1 protein-coding gene is annotated in these 258 nt (G+C 41.1%); it reads left to right on the top strand.

Translation table 11 applies throughout. From position 1 onward, the window contains the following. Positions 1–153 (top strand): His/Gly/Thr/Pro-type tRNA ligase C-terminal domain-containing protein (locus SB773_RS32880; protein ID WP_410594604.1); only part of this gene is annotated, 153 nt, incomplete at its 5' end. Positions 154–258 lie beyond the last annotated feature (105 nt).

Here is a 258-nt window from a genome sequence, read left to right as displayed (position 1 = left end):
GCACAAATGCAAAAAATCCCGTACATGCTGGTTGTTGGAGATAATGAAGCCAAAGAAGGCAGTGTGAATGTACGAAAATACGGTGAACAAAAATCGGAAACAATCGCTTTTGAAGATTTTGTTGCAGCGATTAAAGCGGAAGTAAGCCGTTAACAGCAAAAGGGGGGCACATATCGTTGTGTCCCTCTTTTTAATTAAGGCATGATAAAATGAAACCATCATGTGAATATATGTCCGGCAATGAAAAGGGGGGTCAGC

The organism is Bacillus sp. SIMBA_074, from assembly GCF_046534555.1.
GTDB classification, from domain to species: domain Bacteria; phylum Bacillota; class Bacilli; order Bacillales; family Bacillaceae_G; genus Bacillus_A; species Bacillus_A mycoides.
This window is presented reverse-complemented; position numbering and strand designations above follow the sequence as displayed.